Origin of the sequence: Branchiibius hedensis, from assembly GCF_900108585.1 — a bacterium.
GTDB lineage: Bacteria > Actinomycetota > Actinomycetes > Actinomycetales > Dermatophilaceae > Branchiibius > Branchiibius hedensis.
In genome coordinates this window covers 570,993-589,047 of the sequence record NZ_UESZ01000001.1, presented here as the reverse complement: position 1 = coordinate 589,047, position 18,055 = coordinate 570,993, and the positions used below count along the sequence as shown (strand labels likewise).

At 67.0% G+C, this 18,055-nt stretch carries 18 protein-coding genes; 5 read left to right on the top strand and 13 right to left on the bottom strand.

The window, feature by feature from the left end:
* From treS to pgm, 3 genes are read left to right on the top strand one after another with little or no spacing between them, the layout of a single operon-like run.
* Positions 1 to 1,728, top strand: coding sequence for a maltose alpha-D-glucosyltransferase (gene treS / locus DR843_RS02990; protein WP_109684040.1), 1,728 nt, complete (start codon positions 1 to 3; stop codon positions 1,726 to 1,728).
* Position 1,729: 1 nt separating this feature from the next.
* The gene (glgB, locus tag DR843_RS02985) at positions 1,730 to 5,332 is read left to right on the top strand and encodes a 1,4-alpha-glucan branching protein GlgB (RefSeq protein WP_109684039.1); all 3,603 of its coding nucleotides are present in this window, start codon (positions 1,730 to 1,732) and stop codon (positions 5,330 to 5,332) included.
* A 13-nt stretch (positions 5,333 to 5,345) separates the two neighbouring features.
* Positions 5,346 to 6,989, top strand: coding sequence for a phosphoglucomutase (alpha-D-glucose-1,6-bisphosphate-dependent) (gene pgm, locus DR843_RS02980; RefSeq protein WP_109684038.1), 1,644 nt, complete (start codon positions 5,346 to 5,348; stop codon positions 6,987 to 6,989).
* Positions 6,990 to 6,993: 4 nt separating this feature from the next.
* Here pgm and DR843_RS20475 read toward each other — a convergent pair whose 3' ends face one another.
* The 9 genes from DR843_RS20475 to DR843_RS02940 all read right to left on the bottom strand — a co-directional run bounded on the left by DR843_RS20475 (position 6,994) and on the right by DR843_RS02940 (position 12,737).
* On the bottom strand, positions 6,994 to 7,581 hold the full coding sequence (locus DR843_RS20475) for a tetratricopeptide repeat protein (RefSeq protein ID WP_245933962.1): 588 nt from the start codon (positions 7,579 to 7,581) through the stop codon (positions 6,994 to 6,996).
* Positions 7,566 to 7,934, bottom strand: a complete 369-nt coding sequence (locus DR843_RS20470; protein WP_245933961.1) for a hypothetical protein — start codon at positions 7,932 to 7,934, stop codon at positions 7,566 to 7,568. The genes DR843_RS20475 and DR843_RS20470 overlap by 16 nt, the downstream gene beginning before the upstream one ends.
* A gap of 79 nt (positions 7,935 to 8,013) precedes the next feature.
* Complete coding sequence (locus tag DR843_RS20905) at positions 8,014 to 8,151, bottom strand: hypothetical protein (protein ID WP_425451576.1); 138 nt, start codon at positions 8,149 to 8,151, stop codon at positions 8,014 to 8,016.
* Between the two features lie 37 nt (positions 8,152 to 8,188).
* The gene (gene icmA / locus DR843_RS02965; RefSeq protein WP_109684037.1) at positions 8,189 to 9,856 is read right to left on the bottom strand and encodes a coenzyme B12-dependent isobutyryl-CoA mutase large subunit; all 1,668 of its coding nucleotides are present in this window, start codon (positions 9,854 to 9,856) and stop codon (positions 8,189 to 8,191) included.
* Between the two features lie 32 nt (positions 9,857 to 9,888).
* Entirely contained in the window at positions 9,889 to 10,656 is a 768-nt protein-coding gene (locus DR843_RS02960) for a DUF2785 domain-containing protein (RefSeq protein ID WP_109684036.1), read from the bottom strand.
* Between the two features lie 26 nt (positions 10,657 to 10,682).
* Positions 10,683 to 11,186 (bottom strand): MarR family winged helix-turn-helix transcriptional regulator, encoded by a 504-nt coding sequence (locus DR843_RS02955; protein WP_245933960.1) that lies wholly within the window; start codon positions 11,184 to 11,186, stop codon positions 10,683 to 10,685.
* Complete coding sequence (locus tag DR843_RS02950; protein ID WP_109684035.1) at positions 11,183 to 11,695, bottom strand: GNAT family N-acetyltransferase; 513 nt, start codon at positions 11,693 to 11,695, stop codon at positions 11,183 to 11,185. The genes DR843_RS02955 and DR843_RS02950 overlap by 4 nt, the downstream gene beginning before the upstream one ends.
* On the bottom strand, positions 11,688 to 11,996 hold the full coding sequence (locus DR843_RS02945; RefSeq protein WP_109684034.1) for a thiamine-binding protein: 309 nt from the start codon (positions 11,994 to 11,996) through the stop codon (positions 11,688 to 11,690). The genes DR843_RS02950 and DR843_RS02945 overlap by 8 nt, the downstream gene beginning before the upstream one ends.
* A gap of 9 nt (positions 11,997 to 12,005) precedes the next feature.
* Positions 12,006 to 12,737: a class I SAM-dependent DNA methyltransferase gene (locus DR843_RS02940; protein WP_109684033.1), complete on the bottom strand. Its 732-nt coding sequence runs from the start codon at positions 12,735 to 12,737 to the stop codon at positions 12,006 to 12,008.
* 63 nt (positions 12,738 to 12,800) lie between these two features.
* Between DR843_RS02940 and DR843_RS02935 the strand changes: the two genes are divergently transcribed.
* Entirely contained in the window at positions 12,801 to 13,514 is a 714-nt protein-coding gene (locus DR843_RS02935) for a tetratricopeptide repeat protein (RefSeq protein ID WP_109684032.1), read from the top strand.
* 7 nt (positions 13,515 to 13,521) lie between these two features.
* On the opposite strand, the gene DR843_RS02930 is transcribed toward DR843_RS02935, so the two are convergent.
* The 3 genes from DR843_RS02930 to DR843_RS02920 all read right to left on the bottom strand — a co-directional run bounded on the left by DR843_RS02930 (position 13,522) and on the right by DR843_RS02920 (position 17,309).
* Complete coding sequence (locus DR843_RS02930; RefSeq protein ID WP_109684031.1) at positions 13,522 to 15,021, bottom strand: HNH endonuclease signature motif containing protein; 1,500 nt, start codon at positions 15,019 to 15,021, stop codon at positions 13,522 to 13,524.
* A gap of 114 nt (positions 15,022 to 15,135) precedes the next feature.
* Complete coding sequence (meaB, locus tag DR843_RS02925) at positions 15,136 to 16,098, bottom strand: methylmalonyl Co-A mutase-associated GTPase MeaB (protein WP_109684030.1); 963 nt, start codon at positions 16,096 to 16,098, stop codon at positions 15,136 to 15,138.
* Positions 16,095 to 17,309, bottom strand: coding sequence for an acetyl-CoA C-acetyltransferase (locus DR843_RS02920; RefSeq protein ID WP_109688359.1), 1,215 nt, complete (start codon positions 17,307 to 17,309; stop codon positions 16,095 to 16,097). Before DR843_RS02920 ends, meaB begins: the two co-directional genes overlap by 4 nt.
* 24 nt (positions 17,310 to 17,333) lie before the next feature.
* On the opposite strand from DR843_RS02920, the gene mce reads away from it, so the two are divergent.
* The gene (gene mce / locus DR843_RS02915) at positions 17,334 to 17,756 is read left to right on the top strand and encodes a methylmalonyl-CoA epimerase (protein WP_109684029.1); all 423 of its coding nucleotides are present in this window, start codon (positions 17,334 to 17,336) and stop codon (positions 17,754 to 17,756) included.
* On the opposite strand, the gene DR843_RS02910 is transcribed toward mce, so the two are convergent.
* Complete coding sequence (locus DR843_RS02910) at positions 17,753 to 18,049, bottom strand: hypothetical protein (RefSeq protein ID WP_109684028.1); 297 nt, start codon at positions 18,047 to 18,049, stop codon at positions 17,753 to 17,755. The two genes, mce and DR843_RS02910, sit on opposite strands and share 4 nt — an antisense overlap.
* Between the last annotated feature and the right edge of the window lie 6 nt (positions 18,050 to 18,055).

The window sequence follows — 18,055 nt, the reverse complement described above, 5'->3', positions numbered from 1 at the left end:
GTGCCGAACCCCGCATTCAACCTTCAACAGCCCGGTCTGCGCCACGACCCGAACTGGTTCCGCAAAGCCGTCTTCTACGAGGTGCTCACCCGCGGTTTCGGGGACAGCAACGGCAGCGGCTCAGGTGACTTCAGCGGCCTGATCAATCGCCTGGACTACCTGCAATGGTTGGGTGTCGACTGCTTGTGGTTGCCGCCGTTCTTTGCCTCCCCGCTGCGCGATGGTGGCTACGACATCGCCGACTACAAAGCCGTGCTGCCCGAGTTCGGCACGCTGCCGGAGTTCATCGAGTTGGTGTCGCAGGCGCACGCCCGCGGCATTCGGGTGATCATCGACCTGGTCATGAATCACACCAGCGACCAGCACCCGTGGTTCCAGGCGTCCCGCTCGGACCCGGACGGCCCGTACGGCGACTACTACGTCTGGTCCGACACCGACGAGAAGTACTCCGACGCCCGAATCATCTTCATCGACACTGAGGTGTCCAACTGGACCTTCGACCCGGTGCGCCGCCAGTTCTTCTGGCACCGCTTCTTCTCCCACCAACCGGATCTCAACTTCGAGAACCCGAAGGTCAAGGAGGAGATGTACGACATCGTCCGTTTCTGGCTCGGCCTGGGCATCGACGGCTTCCGCCTCGACGCAGTCCCGTATCTGTTCGAGGAAGAGGGCCACAACGGCGAGAACCACCCCAAGACCCACGAATTCCTCGCTGAACTAAGACAATTCGTCGACGAGGAGTTCCCCGGACGGATCTTGCTGGCCGAGGCGAACCAGATGCCGCAGGAGGTGGTCGACTACTTCGGCAGTGTGGAAGAACCCGAATGCCACATGTGCTTCCACTTCCCGGTGATGCCGCGGTTGTACTACGCGCTGCGCGATGAGAAGGCGACCAGCATCGAGAAGGTCATGGCCGAGACGCCGGACATCCCGGCGGGGACTCAGTGGGGCACCTTCCTGCGCAACCACGACGAGCTGACCCTGGAGATGGTGACCCCGGAGGAACGGGTCGCGATGTACGGCTGGTACGCACCCGACCCGCGGATGCGCGCCAACGTCGGCATCCGGCGGCGGTTGTCGCCGCTGCTGGACAACAGCCGCCCGGAACTGGAACTGATCCACGCCCTGTTGTTCTCGTTGCCCGGTTCCCCGTGCCTGTACTACGGGGACGAGATCCAGATGGGTGACAACATCTGGTTGCCGGACCGGGACGCGGTCCGGACGCCGATGCAGTGGTCGCCGGACCGCAACGCCGGCTTCTCCACCGCCGACCCCGGCAAGCTCTATCTGCCACTGGTCACCAGTCTGGTCCACAACTACTCGACGGTGAATGTCGAAGCGGCGCATGCCACTTCGTCGTCGTTACTGCACTGGTTGCGGTCGATGCTGAGTGTGCGCAAGCAGTTCCCGGTCTTCGGACTCGGCAGCTACGTGCCGTGCCAGAGCAGCAACGAAGCGATCCTGTCCTTCATGCGCGTCGCCAGTGAGCAGGACGCCGCACGCGAGGAACTGGACGTCACCGCCGTGCTGTGCGTCAACAACCTGTCCAGCCGGCCCCAGTCGGTGACCGTGACGTTGCCCCCGCCGTACGCCGGGGCTCGGTTGCGCGACGTCTTCGGCGGTGCGCACTTCCCGGCCGTCGAGGAGACCGGAACGATCACCTTGACCCTTGGCTCGCGGGACTTCTTCTGGCTTGCCGTGACCACCACCGACCGCACAGGAGCGTGACATGGCCACGATTCATCGCAACGCCACACTGACCCCCGGGAAGGTCGAGTTGCTGACCCCGTGGATCGAGCAACAGCGTTGGTACGCCGACAAATCCCGGACTCCGCAGCTGAGAAATCTCGGTTCGTATCGCTTCGACGATCCGGCTGGCGAGGTGGGTGTCGAGGTGCTGCTACTCAGCGACGATTCCGCCGCGACGCCGACGGTCTATCAGGTTCCGGTCACCTATCGCGGCGAACCCCTGGAAGTCTCCGAGCACGCGCTGATCGGGACCATGGAACACAGCGAACTCGGCCTTCGCTACGTGTACGACGCCTGCCACGATCCGGTCTTCGTCAGCCAGCTGTTGCGCACGATCCAGACCGGTGCGCAGCAGTCGACCTTGGCCACCCCGTCCGGCGAACCGCTTCCGAGCAAGGTCACCGTGACCGGAAGCGGACGCGCCGGTGCCCACGTCAGCGAGGTGGCCTCCTCGCAGGTGCTCAGCGGCGAACAGTCCAACACCTCGGTGATCATTCACCTCACCGACGGTCCGCCGGTGATCGTGAAGGTTTTCCGAGTCCTGCACGACGGCCACAACCCCGACGTCGAACTGCAGACCGCGTTGTCGGCTGCCGGCAGCGAAGTGGTCCCGCACGCTATCGGCGCGCTCAGCGGCTCGTGGACGCAACCGGACGGCACAGGCGCACACGGTGACTTGGCGTTCGCCGAGGAGTTTCTACCCGGCGTACTCGACGCGTGGCGGCACGCCAGCGCGGCCGCCGAAGCCGAGCAGGACTACTCCGCTGCGGCCCGGTCACTGGGCGCGGCCACGGCTGCGATGCACGTCACCCTCGCCGACACCATGGGCCGGACACCATCCACCCCCGAGCAGGTGACTCACCTGGTCGGCCAGATGCGGGACCGGTTCGACCGCGCGGTCGCCGATGAGCCCGCGCTGGCAGACCTCCAGGACAGTTACGAATCGGTCCTCGCCCGCGCGGAAGCCGCTCAGTGGCCCCCGCTGCAACGCATCCATGGTGACTTCCACCTCGGCCAGGTGCTCCAGGTGCCGGACCGCGGCTGGGTGATGTTGGACTTCGAAGGTGAGCCGCTGCGACCGCTGGCCGAGCGCAGCCTGCCGGACAGCCCGATGCGCGATGTCGCCGGGATGCTGCGTTCCTTCGACTACGCGGCCGGTTCGGCCGAGGTGCGCGGCGCCGGTTCACGGCGCGACTGGTCGGACTCATGTCGTCGGGCCTTCCTGGAGGGGTACTCCGCGGGCAGCCCGATCAGCGGCGCCGTGCTCAACGCCTACGAGATCGACAAAGCGGTCTACGAAGTCAGTTACGAAGTGCGAAACCGACCGGCCTGGAAGCACATTCCGTTAGCTGCGGTCGACCGGCTCCTTGGTTCCTCGGAGTCCCCCTCAGCGGCGCCGTCGGCACCGCCGGTGGCCGAGCACGAGGCAGACGCGCTGCTGGCCGGGTTGCACCGCGACCCGCACAGCGTGCTCGGTGCCCAGATGGATGCCGAGGGGCCGTTCATCCGGGTGCTGCGCCCGCTGGCTGCGACCGTGCAGATCGCGCTGGCCGGTGATGAGCGAGTGCCGTTGCAGCATGAGTACGAAGGGATCTGGTCAGCCCGGATCCCAGGAAGTGACGTGCCCGACTACCGGATCGTCACGACGTACGGCGACGGCGTCGAACACGTCGCCGACGACCCCTACCGGTTCCTGCCCAGCCTCGGGGAGATGGACCTGTTCCTCATCGGTCAGGGCCGGCACGAGGAGTTGTGGAACGCACTGGGCGCACGAGTGCACCGCTACGACGGGCCGCTGGGTGAGGTGACCGGTACGGCGTTCGCGGTCTGGGCGCCCAACGCCAAGGGCGTGCGGGTCATCGGTGAGTTCAACGGCTGGAACGGCACCACCCACCCGATGCGGTTGCTCGGCGGTTCCGGGGTGTGGGAACTGTTCGTCCCCGATGTCGGCGCAGGAACGCGCTACAAGTTCCAGGTGCTAGGGGCCGACCGGGTGTGGCGGGAGAAGACCGACCCGATGGCGCGGTTCACCGAGACGTCGCCGAAGACGGCGGCCATCGTGACCGAATCCGCTTACGAATGGGGCGATTCGGACTGGATGACCAAGCGGGCCAACACCGACCCGCACACCGGACCGATGAGCACCTACGAGGTGCACCTGAGCTCGTGGCGTGAGGGTCAGTCGTACCGCGACCTGGCCGAGCACCTGGTCAACTACGTCAAGGATCTGGGCTTCACGCACGTGGAGTTCATGCCGGTGATGGAGCACCCCTACCCGCCGTCGTGGGGTTATCACGTGACGGGGTACTACGCACCGAACTCCCGGCTCGGAAACCCCGACGATCTGCGTTATCTGATCGACACCCTGCACCAGAACGGGATCGGCGTCATCCTGGACTGGGTGCCGGGCCACTTCGCCACCGACGAGTGGGCGCTGGTGCGCTTCGACGGGACGGCCCTCTATGAGCACCCGGACCGGCGACGCGGCTGGCACCCGGAGTGGGGTTCGTACATCTTCAACTTCGGCCGCACGGAGGTGCGCAACTTCCTGGTCGCCAACGCAACGTACTGGTTGGAGGAGTTCCACGCCGACGGGCTCCGGGTCGACGGGGTCGCTTCGATGCTCTACCTCGACTACGCCCGCAGCGACGGCCAATGGCTACCCAACCGGTACGGCGGCCGGGAGAACCTCGAGGCCGTCGAACTACTCCAAGAGGCCAACGCGACCGCCTACCGGCGCTCCCCCGGCAGCGTGATGATCGCCGAGGAGTCAACGTCCTGGCCAGGGGTCACCCAGCCGACGGACGCCGGCGGTCTCGGCTTCGGACTGAAGTGGAACATGGGCTGGATGCACGACACCCTGGACTACTTCCACGAAGAACCCATCCACCGGCAGTACCACCACAACAAGATCACCTTTGGTTTCGTCTACGCGTGGAGCGAGCGGTTCGTGCTGCCGATCAGCCACGACGAGGTCGTGCACGGCAAGGGATCGCTGCTGCGCAAGATGCCCGGGGACCGGTGGAACCAGTTGGCCAACGTGCGTGCGTTTCTGGCCCACCAGTGGTCCCACCCCGGCAAACAACTGCTTTTCATGGGGTGCGAATTCGCTCAGGAAGCTGAGTGGGCCGACGGACGCAGCCTCGACTGGTGGCTGCTTCGCCACCCCGAGCACTACGGCGTGCACGCACTGGTGAAGGACCTCAACCAGCTCTACGTCGACACCCCGGCGCTGTGGTCGTTGGACCACCAGGGCGATGGTTTCGAGTGGATCAACGGCGACGACGCGGGAGGTAACACCTTCAGCTATCTGCGCTGGGGCGCCGGCGAGCGGGGTCCGGACAACGTGGTGGCGGCCGTCCTGAACGCCTCCGCGACCGAGCACCGCGACATCACCTTGGGTTTGCCGTTCACCGGTGAGTGGGCAGAAGTGCTGAACACCGATGCGCAGGCGTACGGCGGGGCCGGGCGCGGCAACCTGGGCGCCGTGACGGCCGTCTCCGAGGCAGCCAACGGCCAGCCCGCATCTGCCCGGATAACCCTTCCCCCGTTGTCCATGATCTGGCTCATCCCGATTCAGTAGTAGGAGTTCAACGATGAATGACGCCGCATCCCGAGCCGGTCAACCGGCGCTGCCCAGCGACCTGGTCGACGTACCCGCCTTGATCACGGCGTATTACACGCTGACCCCCGATCCGGAAAACCCCGACCAACAGGTTGTTTTCGGCACGTCCGGGCACCGCGGGTCGTCGCTGGACAGTGCGTTCAACGAGGCGCACATCCTGGCGACGACGCAGGCGATCGTGGACTACCGACGCGAGCAGGGGTATGACGGTCCGCTGTTCATCGGTCGGGACACCCACGGGTTGTCCGAACCGGCATGGGTCAGCGCACTGGAGGTACTGGCAGCGAACGACGTCACGGTGCTGGTCGACAGTCGGGACGGCTACACCCCGACGCCGGGTGTCTCCCACGCGATCCTCAAGGCGAACGCGGGCCGCACCACGGGCCCTGGCCTGGCCGACGGCATCGTGATCACCCCGTCGCACAACCCGCCGCGGGACGGCGGGTTCAAGTACAACCCGCCACACGGTGGTCCCGCCGACAGTGATGCCACCAAGGTGATTGCAGCGGCAGCCAATGCGTACCTGCGGGCCGGGCTGGACGGCGTACGTCGGGTGCCGATCAGCACGGCGCGTGCCAGCGCAGGCTCGTACGACTTCCTGGCCGAGTACGTGACCGACCTGCCCAACGTGATCGATCTGTCGCGGATCAAGGACGCCGGCGTCAAGATCGGGGCGGACCCGCTCGGCGGTGCGTCGGTCGCCTACTGGGGCGAGATCGGTTCGCAGTACGGGCTGGATCTGACCGTGGTCAATCCCCTGGTGGACCCGACGTGGCGGTTCATGACGCTGGACTGGGACGGCAAGATCCGGATGGACTGCTCATCGCCGTACGCGATGGCCTCGTTGATCAAGCAACGCGACCACTACGACATCGCTACCGGCAACGACGCGGACAGCGACCGGCACGGCATCGTGACCAAGGGCGGGTTGATGAACCCGAATCACTATCTGGCCGTGGCGATTTCGTATCTTTACGGCGGAGCGCGCCCGGACTGGAAGTCGCACCGCGTCGGGAAGACCCTGGTGTCGTCGTCCCTGATCGACCGCGTGGTGGCCGGGATCGGCGCCGAACTGTGGGAGGTGCCAGTCGGCTTCAAGTGGTTCGTGCCGGGCCTGTTGGACGGGTCGGTCGGATTCGGTGGTGAGGAGTCGGCGGGGGCGTCGTTCCTGCGGTTCGACGGGTCGGTGTGGACAACGGACAAGGACGGCATTCTGTTGGCGCTGTTGGCTTCGGAGATCACTGCTGCGACCGGGAAAACGCCGTCCGAGCACTTCACCGAACTCACGGCGCAGTATGGCTCGTCGGCCTACGCCCGTGTCGACGCGCCGGCGTCACGGGAGCAGAAGGCCAAGCTGGCGGCCCTCAGCCCGTCGGACGTCGCGTCCACAAGCCTTGCGGGAGAGGACATCACGGCCACACTGACCGAGGCGCCGGGCAACGGTGCCGCGATCGGTGGCCTCAAGGTCACGACCCAGAACGCCTGGTTCGCTGCTCGGCCGTCAGGCACCGAGGACGTCTACAAAATCTACGCCGAGTCGTTCCTCGGGGAGGATCACCTGAAGCAGGTGCAGACCGAGGCCAAGCAGATCGTCGACGCTGCCCTCGGGGTGTAGCTGATCAGTACAGCGCCGACATCAGGGCGGTGCGCGCCTTCTTCACCCGCTCGTCGGTCGAGCCGATGATGTCGAACAGGCCGATGAGGTGTTCGCGAGCTGCGCTGCGGTCGTCGCCGCTTGTTGCTCGGACCAGGTCGATCAGGCGGGCGAAGGCGTCCTCGACGTGTCCGCCGAGCAGGTCGAGGTCGGCGACCTGGGTCTGGGCGGCGACATCGGTGGGGTTCTGCGCGGCCGCCTCCCGGACGGTTGTCGCGTCCAGGTCTGCGGTGCGCTGGAGCAGCAGCACCTGCCCGCGGCCGAGGCGGGCACCCTCGTCCTCGGGGTTGGTGGCCAGCAGTTGGTCGTACGCCGCAATGGCGGCGTCGTAGTCCCCCGCCTCGATCGCGTCGTACGCCTGGGCCAACAACGGATCCTCATCCGACTCTGGCTCCTGCGCCGCGGGCGGCGCACCCTCGACGGGAACAGTGCCGGTGACGCCCGCCTGCTGGGCCGCCTGGAGCACCTGATCGAACACCCCGCGCACGGCATCGGCCGGCTGCGGGCCCATGTAGAGCGGCAACGGCTGACCCTTGATCAGCGCGAGCACCATCGGTACCTGTTGGACTTGCAGCGCTTGGCGGATCTGCATCGCGGAGTCGATGTCGGCGGTGGCGAGGACCAGCCGACCGCCGTACTCCCCACGATTGAAGCCAACTCATCGACGTGCTGCTGGCTGGCGGGTCGGGCTCCGGAATAGACGGCGAGGATCACGGGGACATCGAGGGACATCTCGACGGCGGCGCCGAAGGTGTTGTCGTCGACCTGTTGGACCAGGCCATTGGGCGTGCCGGAGGCTTCCGTGGACCGCGGCGCGGCGCCAGGTCGGGCGGCGGCAGGTTTGGCGAGCGCGGACAGGTCGACGGCACCCCGCAGCGATGCGGCGGTCAGCGGCTTTTCAGGCATGTCTTCATTCTGACGGACGCGGCGTGTGGAAAATCAATCGGTTACCGAAGGGGTCAGCGATCTGCAACTCGTCACCCCCTCAGATGCAGCACGCACCCCTGACGGGACACCTGTAGGTAGAGCGGCAGGCCGGGTTCGAAGCGGTGCTCCAGTCGATCGTGAAGCCAAGGAAATCGCGGTAGAAGCGGATCGCCTCACCGCCGGGAAACACCCGCACGATGGGTACGACGATCGGCGGTCTCCCGGGCACACAGTCAGAATCGAGCGGGCTCGCGGTAACTACCCCACAGCTCCTTCATGGCGCCGCAGATCTCCCCCAGCGTTGCCTCCGCGCGGACCGCGGCGAGCATGGGCTCGATCAGGTTGCCATCGCCTTGCGCCACCCGGATCATCTCGGCGAGCGCCGCCTGGACCGCGGGCTCGTCGCGGGCCGCCTTGCGTGCCTGCAGGACGCGGACCTGCTCGCGTTCGACCTCGTGCGAGACCCGCAGGATCTCCAACTCCTTGGCGGACGACTCGGTGTGCACGTTGACGCCGACGACCCGCTTGTCGCCCTTCTCAACGGCGGTTTGGTATTGGAAGGCGGCCTCGGCGATCTCGGACATGAACCATCCGTCCTCGACACCGCGTAGCAAGCCGCTGGTGATCGGGCCGATCGGATGCTCGTATCCCTCCGGTTTGCCCCGCTGCCCCATGACCCGGATCTGCTCGAAGATCGCCTCGGCCTGCTGCTCCATCCGGTCGGTCAGCGCTTCGATGAAGTACGAACCACCAAGCGGGTCAGCGACATTCGTCACGCCGGTCTCTTCCATCAGCACCTGCTGGGTGCGCAGGGCAACCTCGGCGGACTCCTCGGTGGGCAGCGCCAACGTCTCGTCGAGGGCGTTGGTGTGCAAAGAGTTGGTGCCGCCGAGAACTGCAGCGAGGGCTTCGACCGCCGTGCGGACCACGTTGTTGATCGGCTGCTGCGCGGTCAGGGAGACGCCGGCGGTCTGGGTGTGGAATCGCAGCCACTGGGCCTTGGCGGTCTTCGCGCCATAGACGTCACGCATCCAGCGAGCCCAGATGCGACGGGCGGCGCGGAACTTGGCGATCTCCTCGAAGAAGTCCACGTGGGCGTCGAAGAAGAAGGACAACCCGGGCCCGAACACGTCGACGTCCAAGCCCCGGGAGAGACCCAACTCGACGTACCCGAAGCCGTCAGCCAGGGTGTAGGCCAACTCTTGCGCGGCGGTAGAGCCGGCCTCACGGATGTGGTAGCCAGACACCGAAAGCGGTTTGTAGGCAGGGATTTTCGCACTGGTGTACTCCATCAGATCACCGATGAGCCGCAGGTGCGGTTCGGGACCGAAGAGCCATTCCTTCTGTGCGATGTACTCCTTGTAGATGTCGGTCTGCAGGGTGCCGTTGAGCTTGCCGACGTCGACGCCCTGACGCTCGGCGGCCACGAGATACATGCAGAAGACCGGGACCGCCGGGCCGCTGATGGTCATCGAGGTGGTGACTTCGTCCAGGCGGATGCCGTCGAAGAGCACCTCCATGTCGGCCGCCGAGTCGATGGCGACACCGCAGTGACCGACTTCGCCCAGGCTCATCGGGTCATCGGAGTCGCGTCCCATCAAGGTGGGCATGTCAAAGGCGACGCTGAGACCGCCACCACCGCGACCAAGGATCATCCGGTAGCGCTCGTTGGTCTGCTGGGCGTTGCCGAAGCCAGCGAACTGCCGGATCGTCCACGGTCGCCCGCGGTAGCCAGTGGCGTACAGGCCTCGGGTGTAAGGGAATTGGCCTGGCCACTCACCGTCGTCGACGCCGTACGCCGGATCGACCTCGTCGCCGGACAAGGTCGTGAAGTCGGCGTCGCGGACCCGACCTGAGGCCTCGGCGGCGGCGTACTGGCGCTCCCATTCCACACGTGACATGCGGATAGCGTACGGCAATTTACTAGGACGTCCTAGTAACTTACCCCTCCGTCAGCCTCCGCACGCGTCCTGAGCAGCCACGGCGTCATTCGGGCAAGCAACCTCGCAACGGCATCAGCTATTGCGGACGCCTCAGCGACGATCAGGGGCTGCTGCCCATCCACCGGCTGCTCGCATAATGCGACGTACGCCGCAGCCAGAGTCGTGTAGACGTTGTGGATCCAGTCCGGCGGACGGGCCGGCTGAGGAGCGCGCTCGAACTCCGCGAGCGCATCCACGACCTTGCCCAGCCACACCGTGTGGCCCCCCGGGTCGACTGATAGCGCGACAATCGCCGCCCCTGCGACACGGGCATACTCTTGGTCGTGCCACGCTTGTCCGTCGAAAACCATTCTGACCGCGAGAGTTTCGAGGACTTCGCCGCCACCGGCAATGCCTGCCTTGACGGCCTCTGCGAAGTAGTCGGCGCCGTGCGCAACTGCGTGCAACCAACCCAGCCGATCGTCATACCCGCGGGTGTCGGACTCGGTTGTGTACCAGTCCCGGAGCTGCTCGAAGGCACCGCGATCGCGATCGCCTGCGAGCACCAACCACGCGAGGGTAAGAGGCGCGAAGGTCCGGGCCTGCACATGCGGGCTGCTCAGCTGATCGATCGCACTCGCCCGGATCTCATCGCTCGACGCTGCGAAACGGCCCGAAAGAATGCCCCGCGATAGCTCGGCGTACGCCCATCCATCGCGGGTCGTAGGGTCCGGCGAGGCCATGGCCGACAGCAGGGTAGACAGATCATGATCGGTCACGTGGCAAACCTACGTGGCGGGCGAGCTTAGAAGTCGCCGGAGCGTTTGCGGATGTTGCGGAGTAGTCGCCACAGCTGGCCGTGCTCTCGCTCGGACACGCCCGCTAGACCAAAATCAATGGCGTGCAGCGCCGCGGTTGCCTCCTCCATCCGATTGGTGCCCGCGGGAGTGATCCGGGCCAGGGTGCCGCGGCCGTCCTGCGGGTTGGGCACCCGCTCGACCAGACCGTCGGCGGCCAGCCGCTGAACGATGTTGGTGGCGCTGGTGGGGTGGATCATCAGCCGCTCCCCCACCTTGCTCATCGGCAGGTCGCCGGTCCGTGAGAACGCCAGCAGGACCAGCGCCTCGTAGCGGGCAAAGGTCAATCCGTACGGCGCGACCGCGGCATCCAGGTCGGCGAGCAACCGCTGCTGGACCCGCATGATCGAGGTCGCGGTGGCCATCGCGTCGTACGGCGCATCCGCCCCCCAGCGCGCCCGCCAGAGCTCCCGGGCGCGAGCGATCGGATCGAAGGGAAGTTTGCCGCTCACCCGCGGACCATCCGCGACTCGTGACAAGACCAGGCGTCGTCGTACTGCGTCTGCCCGTCCAGTTCGAACCCGTGTTTGCGGTAGAACGCGATGGCGCGGTCGTTCTGGGTCGCAACCCACAGGTACGCCGGTCGGTCACCGATGAGGACATCGAGCAGTTGCGCTGCTGCTCCGGTTCCGTGGAACTCAGGGAGCACGTTCAGTGACCACAACTCCGTCGCCCGCGGCGGGTCCTCGTCCCGCGGCCGACCGCCGGTACCGAAACCGGCGATGCGACCGGTTGCCGGGTCCACGGCGCACCGGGTGAGGGTCTCACCCGCAGCTTCTCGGGCGACCTGACCAGGGATGATCTGCTCGCGCCAGCCGGTGATCCGCTGCTCGGGCTGCAAAGCGTCCAATTTGGCCTGGTCCATCATCCCGGCGTAGGTGTGCTGCCAGATACGTACGTGCGCCGTGCCGACCTCCTCGGCGTCTGCGTCGACGATCGGCCGCAGCACGAAGTCAGTCATCGGCCAGCCGCTCCTCGACCCGCTGCACCTTGGCACTCAGCTGATCGGTGAAGCCAGGGCGGATGTCGGCCTTGATCACCAGCGACACTCGCGAGGAGTACTTCTGCACCGCCTCCGTGGCCGCCTTGATGACGGCCAGGCAGTCATCCCAGTCACCCTCCAGCGTGGTGAACATCGCGGTCGTCTCGTTCGGCAGCCCCGAATCACGCACGATGCGGACCGCCTCGGCGACGGCTTCGCTGAACGAACCGTCGGGGTCGTCAGTGCTAGCAGGAGCAACGGAGAACGCGAAGAGAGCCATGCGGCAAGGCTATGGCGTACGCCAGACCGACACGTGGGAGGTGCTGTCGCTCGTGAACGGTTCGCCCGACCACCCGCCCCACCGCGACTCCAGCTGCATGCCAGCCAACTGCGCCATCAGATCCAGTTCCGATGGCCACACGTAGCGAAAGTTGCTGGCGCCGTAGCGGAACGAGCCGTCCGGCTGACGGGTGTAGTGGTGGGACGTACCTTGTTGCGTGGCGATGTCCAGCGTGTCGAATCCGACGTGCTGATCGGTGACATCAAACGGTACGGCGTTCTGCCCGAGCGGCATCCGGCGCAACTCCGGCACCCACAACTCGACAACGAAGGCACCGCCCCGAGCCAGGTGGCGGGCAGCGTTGGCGAAGCAGGCGACCTGCTCAGCCTGCGTGCGCAGATTGCCGATCGTGTTGAACACCAGATAGACCAGGCTGAACGGCCCGCCCGGCACTGTTTGTGTCGCCATGTCGCCGATGACGATCGGTAGAGCCGGATCCTTCCGATGAAGACGCTCGGCCATCGGTGCTGAGAACTCGATACCACTCACCGAGAGTCCGCGCTGCTTGAGCGGGATGGCAACCCGTCCAGTGCCGATGGCGAACTCCAGCACCGGCCCGTGGCCGGCCAGTTCAGCCAGTACGTCGATCGTGGGCTCCAGCACCCGCGGTGCGAACATCTCCGACGAATCCTCGTCGTACCGCTCGGCGTCGGCCTCGGTCCATAGGTCACTGCTGGTCATGCTGCTCAACCAACCGCAGCAACGCGGAAGCGGCAAACCAATTACCGCCATATCCTGCTTGCCGTGCAGCTGGAACTTCGCGATCTGTGGGATTTCGACGACCCCCTACGCAGCGAGAGCCGTTTCCGAGCGGCGGCGAATGATGCCGGCCAGCGCGCCCTCGCGCTCACCCAGGTCGCTCGCGCCCTGGGATTGCAGGGGCGGTTCGACGAAGCGGAGGAGCAACTCGCCGCCCTCGACCGTCGCGACCCTGAAGTGGACGTGCGCGTCGATCTGGAACGAGGTCGGATCGCCCGCGACACCGGCCGATCCGAGGCCGCGCGCGGTCACTTCACGGCAGCCGCCACCAAGGCCGAGGACGCGGACCTGCAGGAGCCGCTGGTTGACGCCCTGCACATGCTGGCCTTGGTCAGCGATCAACCAGAACGCGACGACGCGCACCAGCGCGCGCTGCACGTTGCGCGTCGCGCCGACGACCCCGCAGCCCGCCGCTGGGAGGCCTCCGTGCTCAACAACATCGCCATGGATCACGCCGATGCCGGCGACTTCGAAGCGGCGCTGCCGCAGTTCGAAGCTGCCCTCGACGCTCGGCGCAGGCTCGACCCGGACCCCGGGCGAATCGTTGTCGCCCGGTGGATGATCGCCTGGGCACTGCGCAACCTGGGGCGCGACGACGAAGCCCTTGTCATCCAGCGCGACTTGAAGGCGGAGCTTGCTGACCGTGGCCAACAGGATCAGTACGTCGAGGAGGAACTCGCCCTGCTCGAACGAGGCTGACTACCCATCAGGCGCGCCAGCGCAGATTTCGTTGCCACTGCAAGCCCGTGGCCGGGCCAGCACCGCCGGCTGCGTCGACGAGCACACCGTCAGCCACGCCACCACTATCCGGGTCCGCACCGGTGAGCAGGTCCGAGTCGTAGATCTGCAACGGCCGTAGCGGTGGAATCAGGAACTCCAAGTAGCCGCCCCGCTCCCGGACCGGGATGTTGCGTGCGTGCACCAACCGGTGGTGGTCGGCACACAACAGACATCCGTTATCAAGGTCTGTGTTGCCGAGCCGCTCGCCCGGTCGGGTAGGTGTCCACGGATCGCGCCAGTGATGCCCCTCGGTCCAGGCCGCCGTGCGATCACACCCGGGAAAGATGCAACCGTGGTCGCGTTGGGCCAACGCCCGACGCTGGGTCGCGGTGAATGACCGTTTCAACCGGCCCAGGTCCAACGGCAACGACGCGCCGCCCATCACCCGAGGGATGATCCCCGCCGAACACGCCGCTTCCCGCACCAGCCCCGCGGACACCCTCGCCCCCGAGGGCAAGGTGCCCGGACCCAACTGCCCGGCGATGGCGTCGTAGTCCACGTTGACCGTGAGTACCGCGCTCATCCCACCGGCATTGGGCAACTGATCGGCCGGCAACCGCCCGCAGATGGCGGCGAATGCCCGCCCCTCGCGGTGCCGACGATCCATCGGTAGATCCTCGTCAACCCCGGCGGCGCCCTCGGTGACCGGGTCATCGTTGGCGCGGTCGGCCAGTGCGGGGTTGGTACGCCGTGGCGCCGCGCCGGCTTCGACCGCCGCCATCAGCGCTTCGGCTTCCGCTTCGGGCACGGTGAACCCACCGCGCCACGTCCCGTCCCGGTTGTCCGCCATCCAGAACGCACTGCGGGCACGGGCACGGTGCTCCCGGGCAGCAAGTTGCGCATCCTCGTGCACGTCCGCCTCAGCGCGGGTCTTGAACGCCGCCGCGGAACGCATCGCCGCGCGGGCCAGGTCCTGGATCGACAAGACCTTGGCCTGCGCGATCAGCCAGTCTTCGAGCCCCCGCCGCGCAGCGGCATCCAGGCCCACGGGCAACCGGGTCAACGCGGCCGCGATGATCCCGGCCTGCTCCCCGGCCAACGCACCCGCACCCAGGGCGGAATGGGTCGCCGGAGCATTGGTCAACCGGCGGGCCGTACGCACCATCCGAGCCGCGGCGGGCCGGTCGCCACCGAAGTCCCCAGCCAACATCGCCCCTGTCGATGTGGCGCCCGCAGCCCGGGCCGCGCCCCGCTCATCCAAGGTACGCGCGAGCACCATGAGCACAGCGTCTATCCGGGCCTTTGCTTGGGCGAGCGACCTGCTCGCGGCCCGCACCCCTGCGTCACCCACGTCCTCCAGGTCGCTGTCCGACAGGGCCGCGAACTCATCCAGCACCCCATGCAACCGACCGATGACCGAGGCATGTGCGCCCGTCGCAGCAACGCCATCCGCAGCCACCTCAGGGTCAACGGCAATCGCAGACATCCAGCCCTCCTCCAGGTCCTGGACGCCACGCTAGGAGCCCGCCACACCCCGGGAAAAGACCGAACCCGCGCGGTGTGGACAACCGATCACACTGCGCAGTGGCTGTGGAAAAGCTCAGGAGACCGACGCCACCAGCTCATCAGCGGCTGAGTACGGGTCTGCAGAGCCCGCGACCACCGACGACGCCAACGACGCCAACAACGCGTGGTCGTCCAATGTGCCCATCCGCGAACGCAATTCGCCCAGCGCAAGAGCCAGGATCTCGTCCGAAGCCCGCCGGGTACGTCGCGCGGCGAGCTCGCCAGAAGAGGCGAGCCAGGACCAGTGTTTATCCAATGCAGCGAGCACTTCGTCCAATCCGGAGCCGGACGCCGCCACCAGCTTCTCCACCGGAGCCCGCCACGCCCCTGCGGCAGGCGCAGCGCCCAGCGTCAGCATCTGCCGCAACTCCCGCACTGTCGCGTCCGCTCCGTCGCGGTCGGCCTTGTTGACCACGAAGACGTCCCCGACCTCGAGGATCCCCGCCTTTGCGGCCTGCACCCCGTCGCCCATCCCGGGCGCCAGCAGAACCACGGTGGTGTCAGCCATTCCCGCGATCTCGACCTCGGACTGACCAACACCCACCGTCTCGATCAGGATCACGTCGCACCCGGCCGCGTCCAGCACCCGCAGCGCCTGCGGAGCCGCCCACGCCAGACCGCCCAGATGCCCCCGCGTGGCCATCGACCGCACGTAGACGCCCGGGTCCAGCGCGTGATCGGACAACCGGATCCGGTCCCCCAGTAGAGCTCCACCGGAGAACGGTGACGACGGATCAACCGCCAACACTCCGACCCGCAGATCCTGTGCGCGAAAGGCGGCCACGAGCGCCGACGTGGTCGTGGATTTGCCGACCCCAGGCGACCCGGTCAACCCGATCAGCCGGGCGTGACCGGCGTACGGCGCCAACGCCTTCATCGCCGGACGAAGCTGGGGGGAATCGTTCTCCACCAGGGTGATCAGCCGAGCGACCGCGCGGTGGGAGCCCGAGCGTGCCGCCGCGACCAGATCGTCGACGGCGAGCGTTGCGCGGCTCACGAAGCGGAGGGGACTTCGATCAGCAGCGCGTCGCCCTGTCCACCGCCGCCGCACAGCGCCGCCGCGCCGACCCCGCCACCGCGCCGCTGCAACTCCAACGCCAGATGCAGCACCAGCCGCGCGCCGGACATGCCGATCGGGTGACCCATCGCAATCGCACCGCCGTTGACGTTGACGATGTCCGGCGAAACCCCCAGCGACGCAGTCGAAGCAAGTCCCACGAGCGCAAAGGCCTCGTTCAACTCGAAGAGCGAAACGTCGGACACCGAGATGCCCTCCTTGGCGCACGCCGCCCGGATCGCGTTCGCCGGCTGCAACTGCAGCGACGAGTCCGGACCGGCGACGACGCCGTGCGCACCGATGTAGGCCAGCACCGGCAACCCGAGCGACTGTGCCTTCGCAAGGGACGTCACGACCACGGCCGCGGCCCCGTCCGAGATCGGCGACGCCGTCCCGGCCGTGATGGTGCCCTCAGGGGAGAACGCCGGGCGCAGACCGGCCAGCGACTCCACCGTCGTGTCGGATCGGATCCCTTCGTCCTCCGCGAAAACCACTGGCTCGCCACGTCGCTGCGGGATCGACACCGGCACCACCTCGTCGGCGAACAGGCCGTCCTTCCAGGCACGTGCCGCCAACTGATGCGAGCGCGCCCCAAAGGCGTCCTGCTCCTCGCGGGTGTAGGCAAGCTCCCCCACGTTCGCCTGCTCGGTCAGTGCCCCCATCGGCTGATCGGTGAACGCGTCCCACAGACCGTCAAGATCCATGTGGTCCTTCATCGTCACGTCGCCGTACTTGTAGCCCTTGCGACTGCCCACGAGCAGGTGCGGCGCATTGGTCATCGACTCCTGTCCGCCGGCGACCACGACCTCGAACTCCCCCGCCCGGATCAGCTGTGCGGCCAGCGCGATCGCGTCCAGCCCTGACAGGCACACCTTGTTGATCGTCAGGGCCGGCACGGTCATCGGGATCCCGCCCTTGACCGCGGCCTGACGGGCCGGGATCTGCCCGTCTCCGGCGGGCAGCACCTGGCCCATGATCACGTAGTCCACCTGGTCACCGGTGATACCGGCACGGGACAACGCACCCGCGATGGCGAAGCCACCCAGGTCGGTCCCGGAGAATCCGGCGAGGGAGCCGAGGAGTTTGCCCATCGGCGTACGGGCTCCCGCGACGAGGACGGGCTGACGGTCCGGATCAACAACAGTGGCCATGCTCACAAGTCTAGTGTTGAGGTTATGGACCCGCTCTTCGAAGCAGTCGACCACGTCGGCATCGCGGTGCCCGACCTCGACGACGCGATCACCTTCTACACCCAGACCCTCGGCATGCGCGTGGTCCATGAGGAGACCAACGAGGGGCAGGGGGTGCGCGAAGCCATGGTCGAGGTCACCCCGGGCGGCACCCAGTTGCAGTTGCTCGCTCCGCTGTCCGAAGACTCGTCCATCGCCAAGTTCCTTGACCGCTCGGGCCCCGGGGTCCAGCAGGTCGCCTACCGCGTCAAGAACGTCGATGACGTCTCGAAAGCCCTGCGAGACAGAGGATTACGACTGTTGTACGACGAGCCACGCCCGGGCACGTACGGCTCCCGTATCAACTTCGTGCACCCCAAAGACGCCGGCGGCGTTCTCGTCGAACTGGTCGAGCCGCCGACGAACTAGCGCCAGGACCCCCGTGGCGGGCGACGATCTCGCGCCTGCCAGCAGGGCGTGTGCCAGTGGCGTCGGTCGGTCACGTCGCCGAGTCCCTCCGCGGGCCAGACCACGACGTGGGCCTGCGCTGCCGACACCTGCTGCTGGCAGCCCGGGCAGGTGTAGCTCTTGCCCGTCGCGTTGCCCCGCACCGTGCGCACCGTCCAGACCTGACCGGCGTACGACGCACTGGAGGTCCCGCCGCCCAGCACCTCGGTCAGGGGCCGAGTGGGCGGTCGTCGCGGTGGCTTACGCCGGGGCACGGCAAC

What these genes read in the sequence shown, in the direction of transcription:
- glgB (WP_109684039.1), top strand. Translation starts at nt 1,730, where the DNA reads ATGGCCACGATTCATCGCAACGCCACACTGACCCCCGGGAAGGTCGAG.
- pgm (WP_109684038.1), top strand. Translation starts at nt 5,346, where the DNA reads ATGAATGACGCCGCATCCCGAGCCGGTCAACCGGCGCTGCCCAGCGAC.
- DR843_RS20475 (WP_245933962.1), bottom strand. Translation starts at nt 7,581, where the DNA reads ATGGTGCTCGCGCTGATCAAGGGTCAGCCGTTGCCGCTCTACATGGGC.
- DR843_RS20470 (WP_245933961.1), bottom strand. Translation starts at nt 7,934, where the DNA reads ATGCCTGAAAAGCCGCTGACCGCCGCATCGCTGCGGGGTGCCGTCGAC.
- icmA (WP_109684037.1), bottom strand. Translation starts at nt 9,856, where the DNA reads ATGTCACGTGTGGAATGGGAGCGCCAGTACGCCGCCGCCGAGGCCTCA.
- DR843_RS02950 (WP_109684035.1), bottom strand. Translation starts at nt 11,695, where the DNA reads ATGACTGACTTCGTGCTGCGGCCGATCGTCGACGCAGACGCCGAGGAG.
- DR843_RS02945 (WP_109684034.1), bottom strand. Translation starts at nt 11,996, where the DNA reads ATGGCTCTCTTCGCGTTCTCCGTTGCTCCTGCTAGCACTGACGACCCC.
- DR843_RS02940 (WP_109684033.1), bottom strand. Translation starts at nt 12,737, where the DNA reads ATGACCAGCAGTGACCTATGGACCGAGGCCGACGCCGAGCGGTACGAC.
- DR843_RS02930 (WP_109684031.1), bottom strand. Translation starts at nt 15,021, where the DNA reads ATGTCTGCGATTGCCGTTGACCCTGAGGTGGCTGCGGATGGCGTTGCT.
- DR843_RS02920 (WP_109688359.1), bottom strand. Translation starts at nt 17,309, where the DNA reads ATGGCCACTGTTGTTGATCCGGACCGTCAGCCCGTCCTCGTCGCGGGA.
- mce (WP_109684029.1), top strand. Translation starts at nt 17,334, where the DNA reads ATGGACCCGCTCTTCGAAGCAGTCGACCACGTCGGCATCGCGGTGCCC.